17 protein-coding genes and 3 pseudogenes are annotated in these 21,736 nt (G+C 58.9%); 9 read left to right on the top strand and 11 right to left on the bottom strand.

Annotated features, from left to right (window positions below; genetic code table 11):
• The first annotated feature begins 431 nt into the window (after positions 1 to 431).
• Positions 432 to 1,517: a GGDEF domain-containing protein gene (locus tag LIX91_RS12180; RefSeq protein WP_226488539.1), complete on the top strand. Its 1,086-nt coding sequence runs from the start codon at positions 432 to 434 to the stop codon at positions 1,515 to 1,517.
• Between the two features lie 15 nt (positions 1,518 to 1,532).
• On the opposite strand, the gene LIX91_RS12175 is transcribed toward LIX91_RS12180, so the two are convergent.
• Positions 1,533 to 1,964: a GNAT family N-acetyltransferase gene (locus LIX91_RS12175; RefSeq protein ID WP_004411750.1), complete on the bottom strand. Its 432-nt coding sequence runs from the start codon at positions 1,962 to 1,964 to the stop codon at positions 1,533 to 1,535.
• A 389-nt stretch (positions 1,965 to 2,353) separates the two neighbouring features.
• Between LIX91_RS12175 and katG the strand changes: the two genes are divergently transcribed.
• Positions 2,354 to 4,624, top strand: a complete 2,271-nt coding sequence (gene katG, locus LIX91_RS12170; RefSeq protein WP_226488538.1) for a catalase/peroxidase HPI — start codon at positions 2,354 to 2,356, stop codon at positions 4,622 to 4,624.
• Positions 4,625 to 4,713: 89 nt separating this feature from the next.
• On the opposite strand, the pseudogene LIX91_RS25825 reads toward katG, so the two are convergent.
• The 9 genes and pseudogenes from LIX91_RS25825 to LIX91_RS12125 all read right to left on the bottom strand — a co-directional run.
• Positions 4,714 to 4,980: pseudogene (locus LIX91_RS25825) on the bottom strand (methyl-accepting chemotaxis protein); the annotation flags it as partial.
• Between the two features lie 21 nt (positions 4,981 to 5,001).
• Positions 5,002 to 5,721 (bottom strand): annotated as a pseudogene (locus tag LIX91_RS25820) (PAS domain-containing protein); the annotation flags it as partial.
• A gap of 559 nt (positions 5,722 to 6,280) precedes the next feature.
• Positions 6,281 to 7,459, bottom strand: coding sequence for a Na+/H+ antiporter NhaA (nhaA, locus tag LIX91_RS12155; protein WP_226488537.1), 1,179 nt, complete (start codon positions 7,457 to 7,459; stop codon positions 6,281 to 6,283).
• A gap of 166 nt (positions 7,460 to 7,625) precedes the next feature.
• The gene (locus LIX91_RS12150; RefSeq protein ID WP_226488536.1) at positions 7,626 to 9,140 is read right to left on the bottom strand and encodes an ABC transporter substrate-binding protein; all 1,515 of its coding nucleotides are present in this window, start codon (positions 9,138 to 9,140) and stop codon (positions 7,626 to 7,628) included.
• Between the two features lie 49 nt (positions 9,141 to 9,189).
• Entirely contained in the window at positions 9,190 to 10,170 is a 981-nt protein-coding gene (locus LIX91_RS12145) for an ABC transporter ATP-binding protein (protein ID WP_226488535.1), read from the bottom strand.
• Positions 10,167 to 11,159, bottom strand: coding sequence for an ABC transporter ATP-binding protein (locus LIX91_RS12140; protein ID WP_032703242.1), 993 nt, complete (start codon positions 11,157 to 11,159; stop codon positions 10,167 to 10,169). Before LIX91_RS12140 ends, LIX91_RS12145 begins: the two co-directional genes overlap by 4 nt.
• The gene (locus LIX91_RS12135) at positions 11,156 to 12,019 is read right to left on the bottom strand and encodes an ABC transporter permease (RefSeq protein WP_226488534.1); all 864 of its coding nucleotides are present in this window, start codon (positions 12,017 to 12,019) and stop codon (positions 11,156 to 11,158) included. The genes LIX91_RS12140 and LIX91_RS12135 overlap by 4 nt, the downstream gene beginning before the upstream one ends.
• A complete protein-coding gene (locus LIX91_RS12130; protein ID WP_003418995.1) occupies positions 12,016 to 12,963 on the bottom strand; it encodes an ABC transporter permease in 948 nt (315 codons plus the stop codon). The genes LIX91_RS12135 and LIX91_RS12130 overlap by 4 nt, the downstream gene beginning before the upstream one ends.
• Positions 12,963 to 13,118: a hypothetical protein gene (locus LIX91_RS12125; protein ID WP_003368637.1), complete on the bottom strand. Its 156-nt coding sequence runs from the start codon at positions 13,116 to 13,118 to the stop codon at positions 12,963 to 12,965. Before LIX91_RS12125 ends, LIX91_RS12130 begins: the two co-directional genes overlap by 1 nt.
• Positions 13,119 to 13,444: 326 nt before the next feature.
• Between LIX91_RS12125 and LIX91_RS12120 the strand changes: the two genes are divergently transcribed.
• The 5 genes and pseudogenes from LIX91_RS12120 (at position 13,445) to LIX91_RS12105 (ending at position 18,048) form a co-directional block, all read left to right on the top strand.
• Positions 13,445 to 14,209: a LuxR family transcriptional regulator gene (locus tag LIX91_RS12120; protein WP_003368638.1), complete on the top strand. Its 765-nt coding sequence runs from the start codon at positions 13,445 to 13,447 to the stop codon at positions 14,207 to 14,209.
• A 95-nt stretch (positions 14,210 to 14,304) separates the two neighbouring features.
• A complete protein-coding gene (locus LIX91_RS12115) occupies positions 14,305 to 15,246 on the top strand; it encodes a proline iminopeptidase-family hydrolase (protein WP_226488533.1) in 942 nt (313 codons plus the stop codon).
• A gap of 171 nt (positions 15,247 to 15,417) precedes the next feature.
• Positions 15,418 to 16,281, top strand: a pseudogene (locus LIX91_RS25815) (MCP four helix bundle domain-containing protein); the annotation flags it as partial.
• Positions 16,258 to 17,139 (top strand): methyl-accepting chemotaxis protein, encoded by an 882-nt coding sequence (locus LIX91_RS25810; protein WP_370737611.1) that lies wholly within the window; start codon positions 16,258 to 16,260, stop codon positions 17,137 to 17,139. The pseudogene LIX91_RS25815 and the gene LIX91_RS25810, both read left to right, overlap by 24 nt.
• A gap of 408 nt (positions 17,140 to 17,547) precedes the next feature.
• Positions 17,548 to 18,048, top strand: a complete 501-nt coding sequence (locus LIX91_RS12105) for a GAF domain-containing protein (RefSeq protein WP_004411778.1) — start codon at positions 17,548 to 17,550, stop codon at positions 18,046 to 18,048.
• A 13-nt stretch (positions 18,049 to 18,061) separates the two neighbouring features.
• Here LIX91_RS12105 and LIX91_RS12100 read toward each other — a convergent pair whose 3' ends face one another.
• Entirely contained in the window at positions 18,062 to 18,517 is a 456-nt protein-coding gene (locus tag LIX91_RS12100) for a GNAT family N-acetyltransferase (protein WP_003419007.1), read from the bottom strand.
• A 363-nt stretch (positions 18,518 to 18,880) separates the two neighbouring features.
• Between LIX91_RS12100 and LIX91_RS12095 the strand changes: the two genes are divergently transcribed.
• Positions 18,881 to 20,704, top strand: a complete 1,824-nt coding sequence (locus LIX91_RS12095; protein ID WP_003419009.1) for an EAL domain-containing protein — start codon at positions 18,881 to 18,883, stop codon at positions 20,702 to 20,704.
• Between the two features lie 91 nt (positions 20,705 to 20,795).
• The gene (locus LIX91_RS12090; protein WP_003419013.1) at positions 20,796 to 21,581 is read left to right on the top strand and encodes a sulfite exporter TauE/SafE family protein; all 786 of its coding nucleotides are present in this window, start codon (positions 20,796 to 20,798) and stop codon (positions 21,579 to 21,581) included.
• Positions 21,582 to 21,736: the final 155 nt, after the last annotated feature.

Below are 21,736 nucleotides of genomic sequence, written 5' to 3'. Positions count from 1 at the left end.
GTTGCAAAACGTATCGGACTGGCTGAGCATTTCGTAACGCTGTAAACCTCGGATAAATACAGATCCTGGGTGGAACAAGATTATTTACCTGGCCCGCGTCGATAGAATTCCAGTGGCAACAGGGCTGACCCATCTCAAGAGCAGGGAGCTGGAGGCAATCTTCGTATTGCCCGCATTCATGGGCCAGGGCGGAAGCGCCCATACTTTCTACATCGGACCATCGGGCTACGTCTGGCTGCGCAAGCAACTGTAGACCAGACCGGCCGCTGCCTTGCCCTTCATCCACCCAAGCCTGCCCCCCGCCACCGTAAGACCAGCGGCCATCCCGCTCATCTGACAATAAAGTATAGTGGCCATATATCATCAACCCTCTCGACCAAGGCGTGTGCCGTCGATAACGCTTCGACCGGCATAAGTATGGAAAACAGCACATGCCGCAACGAAGAAACCTGAAAAACTCTATTTTCGTCCCCCTGAAGCTGTCTCAATTGATCGGTCTTTTCAGTTGGGTTATCAGTTGGTGCCTGAACCCGTCCATTGATCGATCACTGGATATATTCATCTCCTGCGCGCTGGCGGGGGCGACGCTGTCGATCATTGTCACGTCCAATAGCAGGAGCATGCTGGCGTGGCGTCTGTTTGGCATCATTTACATGGCATCGCTGACCTTTCTGTTCAGGGAACAGATCGAACGCATGGGCGTGGAAGCGTCGATGTGGGGCCTGGTTGTCACCTCCCTGCTCATCACGGGCATGAGCGTATTCTTCGTCAAGTTTATTGATTACATCGCTGCGGCGGCGTTGATCTGGTTGATCATGTGGCAAATGGACCTTACGGCCGTCGGCGTCAATCATGCACCTCTGTTTTATGTGTTCCTGATCAGCTCGACCTTGCTGGGCGGCTGCCTGAATGCAACCTTCCTGAGTCTGATCATGCAGACCATGGCAGCCAGGGACCGCTATCAGGAACTGTCCGAAACCGACACCCTGACGCACGCCCCCAACCGCCGCGCACTGGTTGCCAGTCTGAATACTGCGCTGGCGTCCGCTGAAAAATCGTCGTTGTGGTTTGCCATGCTTGATCTGGATCACTTTAAAAGTATCAACGACACCCATGGACATGACGTGGGCGATCACGTCCTTGTTGGTTTTGCGACACTCCTCAAAGGCACAAAGGGACGGATCGCCTTCGGGCGTCTGGGCGGGGAAGAGTTTGGCGTAATCTTATCGGCGGCGAACGCCCGAGACGCTGTACACGCACTGGAAGAGTTATTGATGCTCGCGCAAAAAGACGAAGCGGCTCAAGTGCCCTATTCATTCAGTGGCGGTGTTGCGAGTTTGTCGCGGGTTGAAACGGTCAATGACCTGTTGAAAGAGGCCGATGAGAACCTGTATCACGCCAAGCGCAGTGGCAGAAAATGTATTTCCTTTGAGGGCAGGATAGTTTCGTCGAGCGCTGCAAGTACGACGAAGCAGAATCAAGCAACGCAATCAGTTGACGCGCCTACGCACGCGTAGCGCCCGTCTGCCCCTTCAAACATTGCCGCCGCGCCGCACGTTCGAATACCGATCGATATCCTCCCGCAACGTCCACCCCTGCCGGTGCCAATAACGTCCGGCCGCTTCATTGCTCTTCATAACATCCAGATGACATTTGTAAATACCCAGCGCATCCAGACACTCGAGGCAGCGTTCGACCAGCTCATGGGCAATACCGCGCCGGCGATACTCGGGCAGCACAATCAAATGCTGCAGATAACCGCGGCGGCCGTCATGCCCGCACATCACGCAGCCGCACAAGGCGCCGTCCGCCTCGGCGACGAAGCTCATGCCAGGGTTGCGTTCGAGGTAGCGTGCGGTGGCTTCGCGTGAATCGGCGTCGCGCAGGGAAATGCCCGGTGTGCTGCGCATCAGTTCGATGACCGTGTCGTAGTCGTCCAGGGTCATGCTGCGAATCGTGATCATGGGCTAAGCGGCCTGCCGTCTCATGGGCTGCACAGGTTAGCAGAGCCGCTTGATGCCTTGATGACAGCGTTGCCAGAGCCTGCCTATCGCCCCGTAATGTTCTTTCTATTAGAAATCTTCGTGAAGAAGGCTAATCTGCATAAGCATCGGCGAGAGTCGTGCGGTTTCACCCTGATAAGGAGATAACAATGAGCTCAAGTTTGCGACGCACGCTGTGGGCTCGGCTCGCAGCAATCTGATGATCGCTGTGCTGCGTATCTGTAGAGCTGGCCTGATCGTTGACCGAACGGCCGGCATGAACCCAGTGCTGTTGAGTTCCGTCATCACTGTCTGAGGTCCCACGAGTGGACTGGATGGCCGGATGCAAATGACAAAAAGGTGTATCAAGCATGTCAACTGAATCGAAATGCCCCTTCAACCACGCTGCCGGCGGCGGCACCACCAACCGTGACTGGTGGCCCAAGCAGCTGAATCTGAAGATCCTGCATCAGCATTCCTCGCTCTCTGACCCGATGGGCGAGAGTTTCGACTATGCCAAGGAGTTCAAGAGCCTTGACATCGAAGCGGTCAAACAGGACCTGCGCAACGTCATGACCCAGTCTCAGGACTGGTGGCCGGCAGACTTCGGCCACTACGGCCCACTGTTCATTCGTATGGCCTGGCACAGCGCCGGTACCTACCGCACAGGCGATGGTCGTGGCGGTGCAGGTGCTGGCCAGCAACGTTTTGCGCCGCTCAACAGCTGGCCTGACAACGTCAGCCTGGACAAGGCGCGCCGCCTGATCTGGCCGGTCAAGCAGAAGTACGGCCGCAAGATCTCCTGGGCTGACCTGATCGTGCTGACCGGTAACGTCGCGCTCGAATCCATGGGCTTCAAGACCTTCGGTTTCTCCGGGGGGCGCGCGGATGTCTGGGAACCGGAAGAAGACGTGTACTGGGGTTCCGAGACCACCTGGCTGGGTGGTGAAGAACGCTACGGCGCGCAGAAGAAAATGCAGCAACCGGGCGACGGCACGCTGGTGGCCGAGCCGGAAAATCACGCCAACGAAGAAAGCCGTACCGCCAGTGGCGAACGCAATCTGGAAAACCCGCTCGCCGCCGTGCAGATGGGCTTGATCTACGTGAACCCTGAAGGCCCTGAAGGTGTGCCGGACCCGGTTGCTTCGGCAAGGGATATCCGCGAAACCTTCGGTCGTATGGCGATGAATGACGAAGAGACCGTGGCGCTGATCGCCGGTGGTCACGCGTTCGGCAAGACCCACGGTGCCGGCCCTGCCGACAACGTTGGTCCGGAGCCTGAAGCAGCCGGCCTTGAAGAGCAGGGTTTTGGCTGGAGAAACAAGTTCGGCAGCGGCAAGGGTGGCGACACCATCACCAGCGGCCTGGAAGTAACCTGGACTTCGACGCCGACCAAATGGAGCAACGAGTACCTCGAAAACCTCTTTGGCTTCGAATGGGAGCTGACCAAGAGCCCGGCAGGCGCGCACCAGTGGACGCCGAAGAACGGCGCTGGCGCCGGCAAGATTCCGGATGCCCACGATCCATCCAAGCGTCATGCACCGAGCATGCTGACCTCTGACCTGGCGCTGCGCTTCGATCCGGCTTACGAGCAGATCTCCCGTCGCTTCCTGAACAACCCTGAGCAACTGGCCGACGCGTTCGCCCGCGCCTGGTTCAAGCTGACTCACCGTGACATGGGCCCGCTGGCCCGCTACCTCGGCCCGGAGACACCGGCCGAAGAGCTGCTGTGGCAAGACCCGATTCCACACGTTGATCATGCGTTGGTGGATGATCAGGATGTGGCCGCACTCAAGGCCAGGATTCTCGCTTCGGGCCTGTCGGTCTCGCAGCTGGTATCGACGGCTTGGGCGGCAGCTTCTACCTTCCGTGGCTCGGACAAGCGCGGTGGTGCCAATGGCGGCCGCCTGCGTCTGGCTCCACAGAAGGATTGGGCAGTCAACCAGCCTGCGCATCTGGCGGGCGTGCTGAAGACTATCGAAGGCATTCAGAGCGAGTTCAACGCAGCTCAGTCGAACGGCAAGAAGGTTTCAATCGCCGATCTGATCGTTCTGGCGGGTAACGCAGGTGTCGAGCAGGCTGCGAAACATGCAGGTCAGCACGTCACCGTTCCGTTCGCACCGGGTCGCGCCGATGCGTCTCAGGAGCAGACCGATGTTGAGTCGTTCAGCTTCCTCGAGCCGATCGCCGATGGTTTCCGCAACTATCAGAAGGGGCATTACAAGGTCTCGGCAGAATCGTTGCTGGTCGACAAGGCGCAACTGTTGACCCTGACTGCACCGGAGATGACTGTACTGCTGGGCGGCCTGCGGGTCTTGAACATCAACGTCGGACAGAGCAAGCATGGCGTCTTCACTGATCAGCCAGGCACCCTGACCAACGACTTCTTCAAGAACCTGCTGGACATGGGCGTAGAGTGGAAAGCGACCGCGGGTGGCACTGATACCTTCGAGGCCCGTGACCGCAAGACTGGCGCAGTGAAATGGACCGGCACCCGTGTCGATCTGGTCTTCGGCTCGCATGCTCAACTGCGTGCGATTGCCGAGGTGTATGGCAGCTCCGATGCCCACGAGAAGTTCGTCAAAGACTTCGTGGCAGCCTGGACCAAGGTGATGAACCTGGACCGCTTCGACCTGGCTTGATGTGTCTGATGTGCTGAGTTGAAAAACGCCTCCCTTGCGGAGGCGTTTTTTTTGCGGCTATCAAAAAGCGAAGGCTGATTTTATCAGCGGCTCATCATGCTTGCCGCCTGCTCCGTCGCTTCGGTGGTTCTGGTCGCCAGCTTGCGGACTTCATCCGCCACAACCGCGAAGCCCCGCCCTGCTTCACCGGCGCGTGCAGCTTCGATTGCCGCATTGAGCGCCAGAAGGTTGGTCTGGCTGGCAATGCTCTGGATGGTGCCAACTATCTGGGTCAGTTGAGCGATGTTCTCTTCCAGGTTTTTCTGATGCTGTGCTTCGGTGTCGCGAAGAGCGTCCTGCTCATGTTTCAAATGCACATCCACCAACGCCCCGACCACCCTCAGCGGAACACCTTCGGGATTGCGCCGAGTCTGGCCACGCGCACGGAACCAGCGATACTCGCCGGTTTTCATCTTCAGGCGGTACTCGATATCGAACGGAGTCTTGCCAGTCCGGTCATTCAAGTGCGCACCGAATGCCGTCAGACTGCGCTCCTTGTCTTCAGGGTGCAGCCGTGACGCCCAGCTATCCAGCACGTCGGGAAACTCTTCGACCGTTTCAAAACCCAGCAGGCGCCTGAACTGGGGGGACCACCAGAACGGATTGCGCGCATTGACCGGGTCGCCGGCAATGACCTCCATGTCCCAAAGACCGTCGGAGAGCATCTCCCGAGCCAGTTCGAAGCGGGTAATGATCACATCGTGTTCAAGATCACGTTCAAGCTCGTCGTGGATATCCCGCAGAGAACCGGCGACCCGCAGCGGCGTTCCGCGTGCGTCTCTTAACGTTTCGCCCTGGGCATAAAACCAGCGATAAGTGCCGTTCTTCATCGCCAGACGATTCTTGATCCGATACGGCGTGTTGCCGGAACGGTCATTCAGGTGTTTGGCAAATGCGTCCAGCGAGGCTTGTTTATCCTGAGGATGAAGCCGGTCTGCCCAGCTCGCCAGTACGTTGGGGAAATCGCGCTCGTCGTTGAAACCGAGCAATGTGCGAAATTGCTGCGACCACCAGAATCGATTGTTCGGGTTGACCGGATCGCCCGCGACCACCTCCATGTCCCAGAGGCCCTCACTTGACGCGCGGTTGACCAGATCAAAGCGGGTTTCATAAGCGGCAGCCGAGGCAGAGGCTTCGCCCAACAGATGGCGGGCGGTTTCCAGTTCTTGCTCAAGCGCGGCAATACGTTGCTCGTCGAGGCGACGCTGGGTGCTCAGCGAGCTCCAGCATTCAAGTACCGCGGTCTTTTCCGCACATCCCCCTACCGCGGGCTCAGTGCCGCCCTTGAGCGAGGAGATCAGTTGCTGAAGGGCCTTTTTGTCACGACGGGGGCTGAACAGGTGAAGCATGCTGTGGGCTCTCAAAGTAGGAGAAGTTGGCCGAGTCCCTGGCACGTCCCGTCTTTATCGTCCTGCCGCCCGGTTTCTGTAATGCCAGATTGCAATCAGATAATGGTCACTCGTTCCAGCATCAACTTCACGGCCTGCTGATCGGTTTGCGCCCCTGCCACCGACTTCGCTACCCGGATGTGGACGCAGAGCGTCCAGAACGGCATTCCCACGCTGGAGCGTGAGTAACGATAGTCTTGTAACTATCGTGCCAAGGACTACTGCAGTTTCACGCCTGCGGCGCAAACCTGCGCAATACCACCACACCCAGCACAGCCGACAACACCGACCCGATCAGCACGCCCACCTTGACCTCGTCGACCAGTTCCGGCGCGCCCGGGAAGGCCAGTGCGCCAATGAACAGGCTCATGGTGAAGCCGATACCACACAAGGCTGCGACGCCATACAACTGGCCCCAGTTGCTGCCGTCCGGCAAGCGCGCCAGGCCAGCGCGAATCGCCAGCGCGGCCATGGCGAATATGCCGACCTGCTTGCCGACCAGCAGCCCTAGCGCAACGCCGAGCGGAACCGGGTCCACGAGCTTGTCGGCGGTAATGCCCGACAGTGACACGCCAGCGTTGGCAAAACCGAAGATCGGTACGACGGCAAACGCCACCCACGGGTGCAGCTTTTCTTCCAGATGCAGCAGTGGCGAGCTAGCCTCTTCATCGGGTTTGCCCAACGGGATGCACAGCGCCAGCGCGACGCCCGCCAGGGTGGCGTGGATACCGGACTGGAGCATGAAGAACCACAGCAGCGCGCCTACAACCAGGTAAGGCAGCAGTTTTTTAACACCCAGACGATTCAGCGCGACGAGCACGGCGATGGAGCCCAGCGCTGCGAGCAGCATGGGAATGGAGAGATCGCTGGTGTAGAACAACGCGATGATCAGCACCGCGCCGAGATCATCGAGAATCGCCAGTGCCGACAGGAAGATCTTCAGCGACAGCGGCACGCGCTTGCCCAGCAGTGACAGCACACCCAGGGCGAACGCGATGTCGGTCGCTGCCGGAATGGCCCAGCCGCCGATGGTGTCTGCACGCCCCCAGTTGAAGGCCACGTAGATCAGCGCAGGAACCAGCATGCCGCCCAAGGCCGCAAAGCCTGGTAAGGCCCTCTGGCTCCAGGAGGCGAGCTGACCGGCGAGCACTTCACGCTTGATCTCCAGGCCGACGAGCATGAAGAAGATCGCCATCAGACCGTCGTTGATCCAGTGCGAAACCGACAAACCGGCGAACACTGCGTGCAGCGCGGCGAAGTAGCTGTCGGCCAGCGGTGAGTTGGCAACGATCAGGGCCGCCAGCGCAGCCGCCATTAGTACCAGCCCGCCAGCGGATTCAGCAGCGAAGAAACGCGTGATGAACGCCAGCGCGTTCGGGGATTCGGTACGGGGGGTGGGTTTGTGCATGACAGCTCCGCGGGGGTACAGCGCAAAAAGGCCGAAATTTTACCACCCGCAGAACCTGTGAAACGCTTGGTAAACCTGAGGATACAAATTAACGCTTCCCGACCAAACGCAGGCCGGGAAACGTCGCAAAAGAGTGCCTGCCGATCAGGCAGGCGCCCTGCTCATGTCACTTCTTGACCGTTTCTTCGAGCGTAAAGCGGCCCAGCGGGTTCTGACCGAAGTGCTCGATGTTCTTGCGCGACACACTGATGTAGGGACTGTAGTAGAGGTCAATCCAGTTGACGTCCGCCTTGGCCATTTTCTGCAGGTCGATGTACATCTGCTCACGCTTTTTCGGGTCCATCTCGACCCGTGCGGCAGCGACCAGCTCCTTGACCTTGTCGTTCTTGTAACGGGTCATGTAGTTGTTGTTGGTGTCGTGGCCGAGCACGAAGGTGGTCTTCTGGTCCGGGTCGAGGATGTCGTTGGTCCAGTACATCACGGAGATGTCGTAGTCACCGGCAATCAGCATGTCCCAGCTCTGGCTCGGGTCGACTTTCTGCAGCGTTGTGGTCACGCCGACCTTGGCCAGTTGCTGTTGCAGCATGACCGCGATTTGCTCGTCGACCTCGTTGCCCGCGTTGACCACGTAATTGAGTTTCAGGTCCGATGCACCGGCGTCCGCCAGCATCTGCTTGGCCTTGACCGGGTCATAAGGGCGTTGCAGGTTGTCGGCGTAGTGGTACAGCGCGCCTTTGGGAATGTAGGAACTGGCCACGGTGCCCAGCCCGAAGGTGGCGGCCTCGACCAGCGATTTCTTGTCGATGGCCATGTCCAGCGCCTGACGCACTTCCGGCTTGGCCAATGCGCCGTGTTCATGATTGATCAGCAAGTGATCTTCACGGGTGGAGGGGTCGAGATGGACCACCAGATCGGGGTCCTTCTGCAGATTTGCGATACGCGAGAACGGTATCCATATCGCAGCATCGAGCTCGCCCTTCTGGACCATGAGCGTGCGGGTGTTGTCGTCCGGCACCGAGATCCACTCGACACCGTCCAGGCTCACGCTCGGCGCTTCCCAGAAGTTGGGGTTCTTCGCCAGAATCACCCGGTCACCGCGCCGCCATTCCTTCACGGTAAACGCGCCGGAGCTGACAGGCTGCTCGGCATACGCCTCTTCGCCCATGCTCTTCATGGCTTTCTCGGAGAGAATCGACACGTTGGGCAGGGCCAGTTGCGAGAGGAACGAGGCCGAAGGATTCTTCAGCGTGATCACCAGCGTATGCGGATCTGTCGCGACGGCCTTGTCGATAATCTTGTAGGAATCGCTCCACAGCGAACCCTTGTCGTCGCGAATTCGCAGCAGGCTGAACACTGCGTCACTGGCCGTCAGGTCCGAGCCGTCGGAGAATTTGGCCGGACGCATCTTGAGCGTGTAGGTCAGCCCGTCAGGCGAGATCGACCAGCTTTCTGCCAGCCCCGGTACCAGCTTGGTGCCTTTGTCATCTACGCGGATCAGCACGTCGTAGACGTTGGAAAACACCCAGTTGTCGATGTTCTGCGCACTTTTGATCGGGTCGAACGTGGTGCCGTCCTCACGACGGCCGATGGTCAGCACGCCCGCAGCTTCGGCCACACCCGCCGCCAGGGAACAGGCCGCCAGCATGGCGACGGTCAGCATTTTCATTGGTCGAGCTTTCATACACAGAACTCCTTGTCGATGTCGGGACAGATGTCGTTACAGGTCAGGATCAAAAAATCGGGGTTTCCAGCACACAGTCGTAGCGCTGCTGGCCGACATGCCGGGTCGGTGGCGCGACGCTGGAACAGGTCGGCCTGGCAAACCGGCAACGCGGATGAAACGCGCAGCCGTCGGGTAAATTCAGGGGGCTTGGCGGCTCACCCTGCAACGGCTCGCCGGACAAAGGACGATCCGGATCGATTTCCGGAATCGCCTGAATCAGCGCCGCGGTATAGGGGTGGCGCGGCGAAACAAAGACGTCCTCTACCGGGCCTTCTTCAACGATTCTGCCCAGGTACATGACCGCCACCCGATCGCACAGGCGACGCACGATGGCCAGGTCATGGGCAATGAACAGAATCGCCAGATTCATGCGCTGGCGCAGCTCCAGCAGCAGGTTGATGATCTGCCCCTGAATCGAAACGTCCAGCGCCGCCACGCATTCGTCGGCAATGATCAGCCGTGGCTCGATGGCCAGCGCGCGGGCGATACCGACACGCTGACATTGTCCGCCACTCAAGGCACCCGGCTTGCGTTCGGCAAATTCGGGCCGCAGACCGACCATGTCGAGCAGCTCGATGACCCGCGCCGGAATGTCGGAAGTGGCGACCTTGCGCTGCACGGCAAGCACTTCGGCCAGCGTCGCACCGATGGTCATTCGCGGGTTGAGCGAAGAGGACGGGTCCTGAAAGACCATCGCGGTTTCGCTGCGCAGGCGTTGCAGATTGATACCGCTGCCCTGGGCCATGTCGACGTCATCGAAGACGATCTGCCCGGAGGTAATGTCATTCAGGCGGAGAATGGCCCGCCCCAGCGTGCTCTTGCCGCTGCCGGACTCGCCGACCAGCCCCAGCGTTTCACCCGCACAAATGCTCAGCGATACGCCGTTGACGGCATGCACCCAACGCTTGTTGAGGCCCAGGAAACCCGAGCCGGGTGCCGGGAAGCGCACCACCAGATCATTGACGTTCAGCAGTGTGGTGCCGCTCATGAGACGGCCTCCCGGGATTGCACCAACGGGTAGTGACAGGCCGCAGCATGGGCAACGCCCATCGGCCGCATCAGCGGTAGCCTGTCAGGACAGTCTGCCCCTGCGTGACCGCAGCGGGCATGAAAACGACATCCGCCTGGCAGTGCATCGAGCAAAGGCGGCTGACCGGGAATGGTCCGTAGCAGGTCGCTGCCCGCACCGCTGGCGGGCTGGCATTCGATCAGGCCGTGGGTATAAGGATGGCATGCGCGAGCAAGCACGTCGCGCTTGCTGCCGTGCTCACACAGGCGGCCGGCGTACATCACCGCGATGGAGTCGCAGGTTTGCGCCACCACGCCGAGATCGTGGGTGATCATGATCAACGACAGCCCGTGACGATCGCGCAGGTCCAGCAACAGACGCAGGATTTGCGCCTGCACCGTCACATCCAGTGCGGTGGTCGGCTCGTCGGCGATCAGGACCTGCGGCCCACAGCCCAGCGCCACGGCAATCATCGCGCGCTGGCGCATGCCACCGGAAAACTCATGGGGAAAGTTATCCACACGCGACGCCGGATCGGGAATGCCGACCTGGCGCAAAAGATCGACGGCCTGCGCCCGGGCTTCACGCTTCGACGCGCCCTGATGCAGACGAACACCTTCGGCGATCTGCTCGCCGATACGCATCAGCGGGTCCAGGTGGCTACTGGGGTTCTGGAAAATCATGCCGATCCGCCGCCCGCGCATGGCCCGCATTCCAGCGGCATCCAGCTTCAACAGGTCGACATCATTGAGGCGTACCGAGCCGCCACGCACGTGCAGATCCGGCGACGGCATCAATTGCATCAGCGCCCGGCAGGCCATGGTCTTGCCAGAGCCGCTTTCACCGACCAGCCCGAGAATCTCGCCCTGGTGCAGGTCGAACGACAACCGGTCGACCAGCGTCACATCGCGGCCACGATGGCTCGCCACCACGCTCATCTCGCTGACCTGCAGCACGGGCGTACTCATTGCCGTTCTCCCAGGGTTTCGGCGACGCCGTCCGCCAACAGGCTGAAGCCCATGGCCAAGGTCACGATGGCCAGGCCCGGAAAGGTGCAGATCCACCACGCAGAAGTGAGGAAGGCCTGCCCTTCGGCGACCATGGTCCCCCACTCCGCCATCGGTGGTTGCACCCCCAGGCCCAGGTAGCTGACCGATGCGCCGCTGAGCAACACCAGAACCGCGTCAGACATGGAAAACACAATCGAGCCGAACATCGCGTTGGGCAGCAGATGGCGGAACAGGATACGCAAGTGACCAAAACCCAGGCTCTTGGCTGCCAGGGCAAAATCGCTCTCCTTGAGCACCAGAATCTGTGAGCGGATCAGCCGCGCATAAGACACCCAGCCCACCAGTGCCATGGCGATGTAGAAGCTGCCCAGGCCTGGCCCGAGAATCGCGATGATCGCCAGCATCAGCACCAGAAACGGGAACGCCAGCACGATGTCGATCACGCGCATGCACAGGTTGTCGAAGCGTCCGCCGATGTAGCCCGACAAGGCGCCGACGAAGGTCCCGATCATGAACGGGAAGATCACCCCGATCACGCAGATCTGCAGGTCGACGCGTGCCGCCCAGATCACTCTGGACAGAATGTCGCGACCGAAATTGTCGGTGCCGAACGGATGCGCGAGGTGCGGCGCGAGCATGCGCAGCTCGGTGTTCTGGTAGATCGGATCGTAAGGTGCCAGCCATGGCGCAAACAGCGCCAGTATCAGCCACCCGCCCAATAAAGAGCCGCCCAGCAGCATCGCCAGCCGGCCATTGCGCAAACGCAGGCGCAGCCGGGAACGCCCGTGCGGACGAAGATGGGCATGAGCCACGGTCATTTGATATTCACCCGCGGGTCAATGGCCACCGTGGCCACATCGGCCAGGAAGTTCACGATCACCGTGGCACAGGCCAGCACCATGGCCACCCCCTGCACCACCATGTAATCGCGACTGAAGATGCCGCGCACCAGCAACTGACCGATGCCGGGAATCGCAAACAGACTTTCGATCACCACGGTGCCGCTGATCAGCCAGCCGATGTTCACCGCCAGCAGGTTGATCGAAGGCACCAGTGAATTGGGCAACACGTGGCGCCGAAACAACGCACCTTCACTGAGGCCACGCGCCCGGGCCGCCGTCACATGATCGGCTTGCAGCTCCACAAGCATGCTCGCACGCAGGTTGCGAATCAGCACCGCAGACAGGGCCAGCGCAATGGTCAGACAAGGCAGCACCAGGTGATGAACCTTGTCCAGCCAGTCGCTGCCGTAGCCTGACACCGGAAACCAGCCAAGCTGCACACTGAACATCAGGATCAGCATGATGCCCAGCCAGAACGCCGGCATGCCCAGCCCTGTGGTGGTAAAGACGCGGATCAGGTTGTCGCTCCAACGGCCTTTGTTGCGCGCCGCGAGCGTAGCCAGGGGCACGGCGATCAGCAGCGCCAGCAGAACGCTGCCCAACACCAGAAATACGGTGGGCTCGATCCGTGTGCTGATCAGCTTGAGTACGTCTATCTTGTACAGCAGCGATTTGCCCATATCGCCCTGCACCAGGTTTTTCATGAAATACACGTACTGCGTCCACAGGGGCTCATCCAGACCATACTGGGCACGGATGTTGGCCAGGGCCTGCGGTGTGGAACGCGAACCCAGCAGGATGCGCGCCGGATCGCCGGGGATCGAACGCACCAGAATGAAGGTAACCAGGCTGATGCCGAACAGCACCGGCAGCAGCTGCAACGGACGCTGGAGAATGAAACGATAACGACCCAGATTCATCAGACGCCCCGATGCTGTGACAGAAAATTCAGCAGGACCGGAAAGTACGCCGCCGCCCCCTCTACGTAAAAGGGCAGAGCAAAGTTGTAGTCGAACATTGACCATCCGTCGACTTTGATTGTTTTCAGCTCATCCGGCCTGTGTTCATAGCCCATTGCACTGCACCTTTGCGGACGACGCTCATGGCATCAACCCTATCCTGCAAGGCGAGCGCAGACAGCTAGCAATTCTTATAGGTTTTACAGGACTGGCAGCCGATTGGGCGCACGCGTGGCACCGTCCTTGCTAATTGTTATATTAGGCTCTGTACGAAAAGTCGGCGAGCGAAGGTCAGGCGAGGCAAAAACAGGCGAGGAAGCGGAGTCTACGTGTTGTAAATGAGCATTCCGAGCCTGTTTTTAACGAAGCATCACCGAGCGCAGCCACTTTTCGTACAGAGCCTAGAGCCCTATATCGGCTTAATGACAAAGGAGGTCATGCCATGCATATCAGGTTGTCGGATTTCAATTCGCGGCTGCAGTCTGCATCCACGCTGGATCAGCAAATGGATTGCGCGCTGCTGCTGGCATCGGATCTCGGATTCGATGCTGTGATTTACGACTACAGCCCGGTGCCGGTGTCCCATGATGGAGCACTGATCACCCCGTCGCTGCTGTCATTGCGCAATACGCCTGCGGACTGGTACGCGCTTTGGTGCAGTCAGGGCTATTACCAGATCGATCCGGTGCAACACCTGGCCGTCGCCAGCGTCTCGCCTTTTGTATGGTCATACCAGCCCAGGGCCGAGACGGTCCTGAAAACGTTCATCACGGATATGCACAAGCCGGTGGTGCGCTATCTGCATGACTCACACATGACCTGTGGCGTGACGGTGCCGATCCACATGCCCAAAGGCGGTTTCGCAACATTGACCGGTCTGTGTGCGGACGGCAGCGACGTCGCCCTTGAGGACGCGCGCCAGAGCCTGGCCGAGTTTGGCCTGCTTGCTCACGCCTTTCAGGAGGTCGCCTACCCGCTGTTCGACCAGAAAATACGCTCGTGCAATGCGATCAGGCTGACCCCGCGCGAGCGCGAATGCCTCAGCTGGTCTGCCGAGGGCCTGACGGCCAGAGAGATTGCCGATCAGCTCAACCGTTCTGTCGCCACGGTGACCTTGCACCTGAATTCGGCCATGCAGAAGCTGGGGGCCAAAAACCGTGTACAGGCGGTGGTGCGTGCCGTTCATTACCGTTTACTCGACCACTGACCGGTTTATCGGCCAAAACCTATCATTTTCTATAGTTATGAGACGCAAGACGCCGCGCTATGGTGCCCCCAAACTATCCAGCAGGGACCGGCGACATGGCAGATATGACGATCAAGGAAGGTTTCGCGCCCTTTGGCGACCATCAGACGTGGTATCGCATCACAGGTGACCTGCACGGTCCCGGCACACCACTGGTCATTCTGCACGGCGGCCCCGGTTGTACGCATGACTACGTCGATTCGTTCAAGGACATCGCCAGCACCGGCCGGGCCGTTATTCACTACGATCAGTTGGGTAACGGAAAGTCGACTCGACTGCCAAAAATAGGTGATGACTTCTGGACGGTCGATCTGTTCTTGAGCGAACTCGACAACCTGCTTGAGCACCTGGGCATCGAAAACGACTACGCATTGCTGGGCCAGTCGTGGGGCGGCATGCTGGCGGCAGAGCATGCCGTGCGTGAACCTTCGCCCGAAAACTCATCCAACGGGCTTAAGGCACTGATCATCGCCAACTCCCCCGCAGACATGCTCACTTGGGTAAACGAGGCCAACCGGCTGCGCGAGGATCTGCCAGCCGATGTGCAGGCTACGTTGCTCAAGCACGAAGAGGCGGGAACCTTGAAAGACCCGGAATACCTGAAAGCCTCGCGGGGATTTTATGACCGCCATGTCTGCCGCATCACCCCATGGCCGGAGGAGGTAAAACGTACCTTCGACGCGATTGACGCCGATCCGACCGTCTACCACGCCATGAATGGCCCTACCGAGTTTCACGTTATCGGCACGATGAAGGAGTGGACCATCGTCAATCGCCTGAAACGCATCAGCGTTCCGACCTTGCTGATTTCCGGGAAGTATGACGAAGCCACACCGCTCGTCGTGAAGCCCTATGTGGATAATGTCCCCAACATCAGTTGGTCTGTTTTCGAAGAGTCCAGTCACATGCCCCATGTAGAAGAACGAATGGCCTGCATGGGATGCATTGCAGGTTTTCTGGACACGTTGGTCGAACCGGTTGAAGAGTCCGCAGCTTGACGTTCAGGACTGACGGGGCCATGCCTTTGGAGTTGTATTATTAGAGCGAATACTTTAATAACATTCACCCGACTAACGGTTAACTTTGTTCACAGTATTACTGGAACTTTTTCATAACATACGGTTGCCTGACAGCGAATGATTGCATAAAGCCATTATGAAATAACTTTCATGGCTGTTTTGTTAAAGCTCTCTCGTTTTCAGCAGAAAAACAGTTATTGGAAGGAAAGTACTTGCCTTCCGCCTGTTTTGCCGCTGGAGGCAACCATGAACCTCAGATCGTTAAGTATTTCACGCAGGGCCTCCCTGTGCTTTGGCGTCATTACCTTGCTGTTGATCGGTCTGGGTGCCTTCTCCTATGTACAGATCGGCCACTTGCGCGTCGCCGAGCAGAACATAGAAGAAAACTCACTGCCCAGCATTCAGGTCGTCGACGACATTCAGATCGCCCTGCTTCACGCCCGCCTGGAAAGCATCAGGATGCTCGCCAGCAACGATCCTAGCGTACACGCCACCGCAGAGGCCAAGGTCCGGGAAGCGATCGAGGCGCTGCGTACCAACAGCGACTTCTATCAAAAACACCTGCTGTCGGGGGAAGCCGACCGGGCGCAATTCGAAGAAGCCAATAACAAGATGGGTGTTTACATTGACGGCTTGAAACAAGTTGTCGCGCTGGACAGTTCTGATCACGAAAGAGCGGTCTCCCTTGCCAACGGCGAGCAAGCCCAAAAGGCCACTGTCTATCAGGAAAAACTTACTGCGCTACGCGGGCACAATGCTGAAGAAGCGGTCGTCTCCGGGAAAGATGCCACTGCAGTCTACGACCACAGCGTCAACGTGTTGATGACTGTGCTGATCGCAGCGTTCCTGCTTACCGTGGTACTCGCGATTGCACTGACACGCAGCATTGTCGACCCGATCAGCGTCTCGCTGAAACTGGCGGAAGACATCGCCGCCGGTGACCTGACCAGGCAATTGAGCGTTAGCGGCAGCGATGAAGCCTCACGCTTGATGACGGCCCTGAATACCATGTCGGGGAATCTACGCACCACCATTCACGAAATTTCCGGCGCCTCCGCACAACTGAGCACTGCCGCCGTCGAGATGACGTCGATCACCGAAAGCGCCGACCGCACACTGCAACAACAGAACAGTGAAATCGAGCAGGCAGCTACCGCGGTAAACGAAATGAGTGCTGCCGTAGAAGAGGTCGCTCGTAATGCTACGTCGACCTCGCAGGCTGCCCAACAGTCGAGCCTTTCCGCCGATCTGGGTAACCAGCGCGTTGCCGAAACCCTTACCGCCATGCAGAACCTGACAGGCCTGGTCGAGGGCTCTTCCGCGCAGGTTACTGCGCTTGCCGGTCAGGCTCAGAACATCAGCAAAGTATTGGGCGTGATTCGCGGCATTGCCGAACAGACCAACCTGCTGGCACTCAACGCCGCCATCGAAGCTGCACGTGCTGGCGAACAGGGTCGCGGCTTCGCTGTGGTCGCCGATGAAGTACGGGCTCTGGCGCACCGCACACAGACGTCCACGCAAGAAGTCGAACAGATGATTTCAGCGATTCAGGCCGGTTCTTCCGCCACCGTCGAGTCCATGCAGAAGAGCACTCAGGAAGTTCACAGCACTCGCAAGACCGCAGAAGACGCCGGAGAGTCGCTGCGCCAGATCACCGACTCGGTACTCGAAATCAATAACCGTAACCTGCAGATCGCGGCGGCTTCCGAGCAGCAGGCGCATGTCGCGCGCGATGTCGACAGAAGTCTGGTCAGCATTCGTGACCTGGCCGTGCAGAGCAGCGAAGGCACGCGGCAGACCCTGATCGCCAGTACCGAACTTTCACAGTTGGCGGTCAACCTGAATGATCTGGTTCTGCGCTTCAAGACGTAATCCTGGCATCCACGCTGACCAGGCATGACAGAAGGGCAGCAGATTCGTCTGCTGCCCTTCTTTATATAGAGCCAGCCGCGCTCGACAAAAAACCGATAACGGTCCCGCTCCTACAGCCCCCTCCTTTCAAAACCTGCAAGCCGCCCCCCTCTGCTGACAGCCTGTCAGACGCATTGCCTTCACTAGTTGAAATAGGATCCATGAAGACCTGTTGACCAGCTCAGACTAATTGAAAAAGCCCGTAACGTTGACAGGGGCATTAAACTCATTCGATAGTTGGCGGCGAACAACAAAATATTTCATGTAAGCCACGATCAGGTATGACACGATCACTTCCTGCACGGGATCGGCAGCGCCCGGCGTACTGCCAAGGCCGCATCAGTGCTTTTATGACCAGGATGAGACATTTTGAACAACAACCTGACTTCCGCAGAGCTGGCAGTCATCAGTGAAATCGAGGCCACTTCCAGTCTGCTACGGCTGGTAACCCGGCTGACCGGGCTGAGATTTGCGGCAATCGCCAAAGTCACCGAGGCCAGCTGGACTGCATGCGCTGTTTACGACGAAATCCAGTTCGGGCTGGAAGCCGGTCATCAGCTCAAGCTGGAGACCACGTTCTGCAATGAATTGCGTCAGCATCGCCAGCCTATCGTGATCAACGAAGTCGCGACCGACCCCGTCTACGCAGAACATCCCATTACTAAAATGTATGGTTTCCAGAGCTATTTCTCGTTGCCGATCATTTTTCCCAACGGCGATTTCTTCGGCACCCTGTGCGGCCTGGATACCAAGCCTGCGCCACTCGATGATGCCAATACCCTCGATACCCTGAAAGTATTCTGTACGCTGATCGCCAGCACGCTGTACGCGCACTATCAACTTCAGGAAATGCAGGAAGTTACCGCTTAAGGCATGGAATGCCTCAGACGCACAGTTGCCGCTCCATGATAAACGTGCGCTCTTCTCCCTCCAGATGTTCCCGCACCACGCTGAAGCCCAGTGCCAGATAGAACTCCCGCGCAGTCAAGGATGACGGTACAACCATCCGCGCCGCGCCCGCCTTGCGTGCGACAACCTCCAGCTCGGCCATCAACAAACGCCCGATCCCCTGCCGATGCCTGTCAGGGTCGACGAATACCGAACGCACGATCTCTCCCTCCAGACTCGCAGTGCCCACCACCACGTTGCCCTCTGACGCCACGAATACTTGCCGCTGCTGCATGAGCCGCTCGATCGCAGCCGGGCTGAAACTCAATTGCACGCGCTCGATCACACTGGCGGGATAGTCCTTGGCATTGCTGGTTCGCAAGGCCGCCAATACCACGCGACTGATGGCATCAGCGTCCGCCATGCGGGCGGGTCGCACCTCGATGTTCATGGTGTGGCTCCTGATTATCTTGCGATGGGTGAGCTCATTTTCAGAGAGAGCAGGCAAGCAACACACGCCTTCATACGATGAAGCCTTTGCTCACTCAGCACGTAAAAAAGGTAGCCGAAGCGCCTGCATGATGACGCTCGATTCACTTATTTTCGGCCAGTCGACGAATGGTAGTGCTTGCCACATCCCGTAAACAAACGGCCAACCCCTCGCCGTGCGCGGCTTGAACAACGATGCCGTTCAAAAAATCCGATCTGCGGCCGATTAATCGGTATCTCGCCGCTGTGGTCGGAATCTTTTCGTCTGTTAAAGTGAGTTTCGTGATGTCATATAGTCATCATCGAGTATCCATTGAGAATCGTCATGAACGCCAGCGCCCCTATTCCTCTGAATGAAACGCAACGTCTGTTGCGCATACGGGAGCTGTGCGTACTTGAAGATACGTCCGATGACGTATTCGATGAAATCGTCGCGATGACCGCTGCATTTTTCGAGACGCCGATTGCCTTGATCTCGATCGTCGATGAGCACCGTCAGTGGTTCCGTGCCAGGGTGGGCCTGAATGCCCGTGAAACACCGCGTAACGTGTCCTTCTGCGCCTACACCATCCTGTCCGACACGCTGTTCGAGATTCCCGACGCGACGCTCGACCAGCGCTTCGTGAACAACAGCCTGGTGACCGGCCATCCTGACATTCGTTACTACGCAGGCGCGCCACTGATCACCGATGACGGCATTGCTCTGGGCAGTCTGTGCGTGATCGATACCAAGCCGCGCGAGCCGATGACCGAATACCAGACCGAGATGCTCAAGCGCTTTGCGTCGCTGGTCATGAAGCGCATTGTCGGCCTCAGGCTCAGTTGCTTCATTGATCAGCCCACCGGCTTGTACAACCGCTCACGCCTGCAGGAAGACATCACTCAGGCAGTGGCATCCAGTGTCGATTATCAGTTGGTCGTGGTGGACATGATTACCTCCGCGTTCCTCAACGACATCGTCAAGGCCCTGGGTTACAGCTTTTCGCAGGATCTGGTGACGGCGATCAAGAGCCGCCTGGAGAGCCTGCTGCCGCCAACCTGCTCACTGTACAAGGTCAGCCCTACGCGCTTCGGCTTTCTGTTGGCAGGGGAACGTACCCCCGAACACCTGTTCCGCACCATCCTCAAAGACTTCGAGACGCCCGTTGAGTGTCGGGGCATTCCCGTTCAGATGCAGGTCGGGCTCGGGGTCGTGACCCTGAACCGCAATCCGGTCGAAGAACAGGACTGGATGCGCATGGTGATCAGCGCCGCCGACGATGCCCGCGATCGTGATCTCGGCTGGGCGATGTATGAACCGCACTTCGACGCCGCCCAGCAGCGTGCTTTCAAACTGCTGAGTTCGTTGACCGGAGCGGTGCACGCTGACGATCAACTGCGTCTGGTCTACCAGCCGCGCATCGACCTCGACTCCGGCCTGTGCACGTCGGTAGAGGCCTTGCTGCGCTGGAATCACCCCACGCTCGGGGCCATCGGGCCTGCCGAGTTCGTGCCGCTGGCCGAGAAGACCGCGCTGATGCGCCCGCTGAGCCTTTGGGTGCTGACCCGTGCCATCGAACAGGCCGCTCGCTGGCAGCAACAGGGCTTCGATTTCCGTATTGCGATCAACGTGACGCCCGGAGACCTCACCGGCCCGGCGTTCACCGACCGGATGATCCGTCTGCTGGGCAAGCACAAGATCGACCCTACCCGCTTCGAGCTGGAGTTCACTGAAGGCGCGTTGATGCACAACCCGGCAGAAGTACGCCACCAGCTGGAGCGCATGCGTCAGATGGGCATGGATGTGGCAATCGATGACTTCGGCACGGGCTACAGCAACTGGAATTATCTGCGGCAGTTGCCTGCGACGACGGTCAAGCTCGACCAGTCGCTGATCCGCAATCTGGCGTCCGACAAAACCGATCAGCGTCTGGTCAAGGCATTGATCGGCCTGGCCAAGAAACTCGGTTACTGCGTCGTGGCCGAGGGCATCGAAACCGATGAGATTCGTCGCCTGGTCAAACAATGGGGCTGCGATGAAGGCCAGGGCTACCTGATCGCCAAACCCATGGAAGCCGAGGCTCTTCTGAACTGGATTGGTCCGAACCAACTCCTGCAGAGTGCTGCGCAAGCCGCAGAAGCGGCAATCGTGCGCGACAAACGGTTATAACCTTAGAACACATCTTCATAACCGTTTACACCACAAGCCGTTATGCTGCCCGCCACTTTTTGCCTATGCGTTTGCTTGAAAAAGGTTGGATATGGAAGCGGGTGGTCTGGGTTTTGTCGTTGCAGGGCTGGTAGTCGGTTTCATCGTTGGCATGACCGGGGTCGGCGGCGGCTCGCTGATGACGCCGATCCTGTTGTGGTTCGGCATCAATCCGGCCACGGCGGTCGGCACTGACTTGCTGTACGCGGCGATTACCAAATCCGGCGGGGTTCTGGTCCATCGCAAGCACGACAACATCGACTGGAAAGTCACCGGGCTGCTGACTCTGGGCAGCGTCCCGGCGGTGCTCATGACGCTGTGGTTTCTGAGCACCCTGCATACCGCTCCCGAAGCGCTCAATGCGATCATCAAACAGGCACTCGGGTTCGTGCTGCTGCTCACTGCACTCGCCGTGCTGTTCAAGAAAAAACTGCTGGCCTTCGCTCACCGGCGAGGGGACGGCTACTCGTTTTTCAGCGGCACCAGCCTGACGGTACTGACCGTCATCACCGGCCTGATCCTCGGCACCATGGTCGCTCTCACCTCCATCGGTGCGGGCGCGCTGGGCACGGTGGCATTGTTCATCCTCTATCCACTGCTGCCGACCCGGCGTCTGGTGGGTACGGAGATCGCCCACGCGGTGCCTCTCACGCTGGTCGCAGGCCTGGGTCATGCGAGCATGGGCAACATGAACTGGGAATTGCTGGGCTGGCTGCTGATGGGCTCACTGCCCGGTATCTACTTGGGCAGCCATATGGCCGGCCGCGTCTCCGATGACCTGCTACGACCCTTCCTGGCCATCATGCTGGGCACCATCGGCTTCAAGCTGGCGTTCTGATCGGCGCTTATCCATCAGCCTGTCACATTTCTGAGTCAGGCTTGCCCACGAACACAGCCTCGATAGCCGCAGAGCCCGTTTGCTGGCAGGCTGTGCGCACTCATCGGGAATTGTAATTTTTTGTAGCGAGACACCGATTTTCGGCGCAGGATTTT

It is taken from the genome of Pseudomonas sp. B20 (assembly GCF_020515755.1).
Classification (GTDB): domain Bacteria; phylum Pseudomonadota; class Gammaproteobacteria; order Pseudomonadales; family Pseudomonadaceae; genus Aquipseudomonas; species Aquipseudomonas syringae.
This window is presented reverse-complemented; position numbering and strand designations above follow the sequence as displayed.